This window comes from Bacteroidota bacterium (assembly GCA_018692315.1).
Taxonomy (GTDB): Bacteria; Bacteroidota; Bacteroidia; order Bacteroidales; family JABHKC01; genus JABHKC01.
Genome location: JABHKC010000136.1, coordinates 1 through 4982, shown reverse-complemented (window position 1 = coordinate 4982; position 4982 = coordinate 1). Strand labels below are relative to the sequence as shown.

Sequence of the window (4982 nt, the reverse complement as noted above, 5' to 3'; positions counted from 1 at the left end):
TTTCAGATTCAGGAATTTATTGGATAAATTTAGAAAACGCTTGCGGAGTTTTTTCCGACACAATAGAACTTTTAGTAAGCGATCCGCAATTCAGTTTTCCTGATGATACACTTGGAATGTATTCCGGCTATATCGAACTATCTGCAGATTCGGGCTGGACAGCATATTTTTGGGAAAATGGCGAAACCACAAATCAAACGGTTGTGAGCGATACCGGTTGGTTTAGTCTACAGGTATCTGATAGTTTGGGTTGTACGACAAGCGATTCAGTTTTTATTATAGATGTTTCAGCAATTCCGGAATATGAAAACTCAAAAATCCGAATTTTCCCAAATCCTGCAAATGATGAGCTTTTCGTAACAAATATTCCTGAGAAATCAGAAATTTTTGTATATTCACTTCTCGGACAATCCATGCCAACCAAATGCAAAGAAGAATTCGGAAACGCCAAAGTTCTCAACATTTCACATTTACATTCTGGCGGATATGTTATTGGCATTCGCGAAAGCGGCAAATCTGTAGGAAAATTATTATTTATAAAGGAATAATAGTAAGTTTGCCAAAGTATGTTTATTGACATTTTGAAAAATACATAATGAAATCTATTAATATTAAAATACTTGGAATCATAGCTTTATCTTTGATTTTCTCTAGCATTTTTTCACAAAACAAATCTGCGTCCGATTCGATATTTTCCGATGAAACTATTCCAAAAATTAATGTGATTATAGAACAAGATTCGCTGGACATACTTCTCGAAAGTGGAAATCTTGAAAGCAATCATGAATATCCGGTTACTGTATTTTATGAAAGCAATTTAGTCAATGATACTATCGAAAATGTCGGTTTTCGTCTTAGGGGAAACACTTCACGCTTTTCGCAAAAAAAATCATTCAAATTGTCGTTTAACACATTTATTTCGGGAAGAAAATTTTATGGATTAGAGAAAATGAACCTGAACGGCGAACATAACGATCCATCGGTAATCAGGTCGAAACTGTCTTGGGATATTATAGAAAAATTCGATCTTATTGGTTCGCGTTCAAACTATGTTGAATTTTACATAAACAATATTTACAAAGGATTATACTTAAATGTTGAGCATATCGATGAAAAATTTGTAGAAAAACACTTCGGCAACAATGCTGGCAATTTATATAAATGTCTTTGGCCGGCTACACTCGAATATCTTGGCTCCGATCCTGATCTTTACAAATTCACAAGCGGTAGCCGACGAGCCTACGATTTAAAAACAAATACTGCAACTGACGATTATAGCGACCTTGCCGAATTTATTGACATTCTGAATAATACTCCAATAAACGATTTGCCGCAACAACTTGAAAATGTTTTTAATGTTGAAAGCTATTTGAAAAATCTTGCAATAGAAATTTTCATTGGCCAATGGGATGGATATTCATACAATAAAAACAATTTTTACCTATATAATGATTCTACAAGCGGAAAGTTTGAATTTATCCATTACGATTTAGACAATACTTTTGGAATAGACTGGATGGGAATTGATTGGGCAAACCGCGATATTTACAACTGGGGAGCCGATTGGGAAGCACGCCCATTGATTGATAGAATTTTAGATGTACCGGAATATTTGCAACAATTTTCATTGTATATGAAGCAGTTGCAAAATTCGATAGTAGCTCCAAATATTCTTTTTCCAAAGATTGACATTATTAAAGACATAATTACTCAGTATATTGCAATAGACAATTTTTATCCGCTTGATTATGGCTGGGATATAAACGATTTTAGTGAGTCTTTTGATTATGAATTATCTGCAAATCATGTTACTTATGGCTTAAAACCATACGTATCTACAAGGAGTAATTCTATTTCCGAGCAGTTAGTGTTACCTGACGATTTAATTGTGATAAATGAAATTATGGCTTCAAATTCTTATACAATTTCTGATGAAAATGGGGAATTCGAAGATTGGATAGAAATTTATAATCCTGGCAGTCAGGCAGTTTTTCTTGGCGACAAATTTTTATCAGACAATTCCAAAAATCCGCAAAAATGGCAAATGCCTCAAATTTATATTCAGCCGCACAGCTTCCTTATTTTTTGGGCAGACAAAGACAGTGTGCAAGGCGAAATGCACACAAATTTCAAATTGGATAAAGATGGCGAGCAAATTGGAATTTATTATCAATCAGGAACAAAATACCTCCCACTCGATTTTGTAGTTTTTGAAAATCAGCTTGAAGATGTTTCGTTTGGTAAATTTCCGAACGGCACTGGTCCATTTTACATAATGCAAAACCCAACTCCCGAAGACACAAATATTTATGTAGGAACTTCAATAAATTACGAACTTAAAAATTTATCGAATATTAAGGTTTTTCCAAATCCTGTTTCATCGGAACTTAATGTAAATATTGAATTTTCCGAACCATTTTTTATTGACTTAAAAATTTTCAACTCTCTTGGAGAAATTGTTTGGAGAAAATCTGATAGCTCTAAAAGTCTTCAAAAATTTCTATCATTGAATACTGAAACTTTTGCAGGAAATAAACTTTGCTCAGGAATTTACTTTATAAAAATCAAAGGCTATATTTCTGAAAATTCGCTTGTTTTTTACGAAAATATAAAATTTGTACTGCTTTAATAAAACTAAATTTCCTATCTTCTTTTGAGTAAAATTCAATCAGTGGGTTTATTATCTGATATTTGTTTCCGAAAAAGCAGTTTCAGCAATAGCTTTTGTTGTTGAAAGATAAATCAAAATTTGATTTGTAAGATCTAAAGTTTTTTCTTTTATCCTTTGTTATTCAGGTTTTGTGTTCATGGAATTATGTTTATTATATCAAGTTCATAGAACCTATCTTTTCTTATAAGCTACATAAATATCCGCTTCTATCATTACATCATTTTCGAAGTAATGATGTACAAAATATAGATTCCCTTCATCGTCTAAAGTTGGTTCGCCTGCAAATTGAGATACAATTAATTCGGGGTTTTCCCATTCGTTACCATTTTTCACCGACCTATAAATTGCAGGTGTTCCCAAATATGTCCTTGTGAACCACAACTCGTTTCCATTTGTATTCAAAAAAGGAAATCCTTCGTCACCGGAAGTGTTCATTACGGTAATATTCACAGGATCAGGCCAATTGTTTTCGTTTCGTATGCATAGCCAAATATCTAAGCCTCCTTGCCCTCCATCTCTATGAGAATGAAAGTATAGATCATCATTGTGTATATGAACTTCACCTATCTGAATTTCTTTCATCAGACGATCGCCCGAATATGTCCAATCTTCCCATTTCTCATCTTTTAGTTGAGCTGTAAACATATTTACGCCGGTATATCCTTCTCTGGCAGAAGCAAACCACATTTCATTTCCATAAATAGAAACTGCCCCATCAAGAGCAAGTTTGTCGGGATCTTGTAGCCATATTCGCTCTGCTTCAGACCATTCGTTGTTAACTTTTCGGGAAACCCAAACGCCTGATACACTATCGGTTAACTGGATTTCAGGTTGTAGCCTTACATCTGGTGTAAAAAAGAAATATAGCGTTTTCCCATCGGGCAATACGAAAGGGGAATCTTCGGCTCCTGAGGTGTTTATTGTTGCAGCTAATGGTATAGCTTGCTCAAATTCGGTTGAATGCAAAATTGGTGGATGATTGTCTGTTTCTGGTCCCTGTTTGGCAATATCTGATGGTAGCAAATCGTGTCTATCAGTATTTGGATAATCAATTGGAGTTTGTGTTTCATCTTCGCAACTGACAATTGTAAATGATAGCGCCAACAATAATTGAAGAATTATTCTAATTTTAATGTGTTGAAAGTAAATTGTTTTCATTAGACATAAATTTTAGTAGGTCATTAATATTCTCAAATTTCATTTTATCCAAAAGCTATCAAATTTACAATATTTTTACAATATTAGCTATTTGAAGTTTGCAATTGCATATAATTGTTTGATTATTTATTTAATACGGGAATGGTAAATAAGCATTGGTTGATACAAAGTTCTACATAGATAAAATGAAAGCTGTAAAATGCTATATAATAGATAAATATATTTTTATAAGCTTATATGCAGGACTTCATTTAGATATTTTTATGATTTTAAATCTGACTTTACCTTTTATTGTGGCACTTAATTTTATATTTCGTTTTCAATTAGCTCAATTGTTTCTCTCTCTATGTCTAAAACTTGTGTTAAGATTTCAATTTGATAATTGATAATTTCTGTTGTCCAATTTTTTGAAGTTGATTCGTAAGAAGGTAAGATGTTGGTTCTGGTATTCAGTAAGAGTTCAACTTCTTTTTTATAATTTTCAACAATTACATTTCCTTTTTTCAACTTATTAATCATAGAAGTTAAATATTTTTTTGCTGTTTGCCGTGACTCTATTAAGTAATCAAAGATTGTTAAATTCACCTCATATTCTTCAAAAGCCTTTGATTTTGTCGAATATTTTTTCAATTCATTTATCCAATTCTCAAAAGCATTGAAACCGCTTTTATATTCTCCAAATTCTTCTGTTTTTGCTATTTGAATTGCAATTTTAAGAGAATTATAAAGGAATTCATCCGCAGTCAAAGGTATAGTTTTTTCTCCAATGAAGAATGATAGCCAGGGTGCATGTTCTGCTTGAGAATATTCTTCAGATTCATCAAAATAAGTACGACATAATATACCAGGTTTATTTTTTAAATAGCCGGTAATTAATCCCCATACGGGACATACTTTCAGATTTATTGCAAGGATGGGAATTCCAAGATTAATTTGTGTAATAATTTTTTGATATAATGCCCTAATATCGCTAAAATCGTTATCATCAATTGTGTGCAATTCACATTTATAGCCTAACCTGAATAATTCATAAATATTTCTACTACAAGCCCAAACTGCACATCATCTTTGACCGTCCTCAATTTTTATTCCATCAAAATAGCTCGCTATTACTCAAAAATAAAAATCTGTGGTAGTTCAAATCTGACACACA

The 4982-nt window shown here is 32.5% G+C and carries 4 protein-coding genes; 2 read left to right on the top strand and 2 right to left on the bottom strand.

Annotated features, from left to right (window positions below):
* Positions 1 to 548, top strand: a 548-nt coding sequence (locus HN894_10335; protein ID MBT7143726.1) for a T9SS type A sorting domain-containing protein, incomplete at its 5' end; no start/stop codon positions are given.
* 47 nt (positions 549 to 595) lie between these two features.
* On the top strand, positions 596 to 2629 hold the full coding sequence (locus HN894_10330) for a T9SS type A sorting domain-containing protein (protein ID MBT7143725.1): 2034 nt from the start codon (positions 596 to 598) through the stop codon (positions 2627 to 2629).
* Positions 2630 to 2842: 213 nt separating this feature from the next.
* Here the strand turns inward: HN894_10330 and HN894_10325 are convergent, their stop codons facing one another.
* Both HN894_10325 and HN894_10320 read right to left on the bottom strand, forming a co-directional pair.
* Complete coding sequence (locus tag HN894_10325) at positions 2843 to 3829, bottom strand: hypothetical protein (GenBank protein MBT7143724.1); 987 nt, start codon at positions 3827 to 3829, stop codon at positions 2843 to 2845.
* A gap of 306 nt (positions 3830 to 4135) precedes the next feature.
* On the bottom strand, positions 4136 to 4828 hold the full coding sequence (locus HN894_10320) for a hypothetical protein (protein ID MBT7143723.1): 693 nt from the start codon (positions 4826 to 4828) through the stop codon (positions 4136 to 4138).
* Between the last annotated feature and the right edge of the window lie 154 nt (positions 4829 to 4982).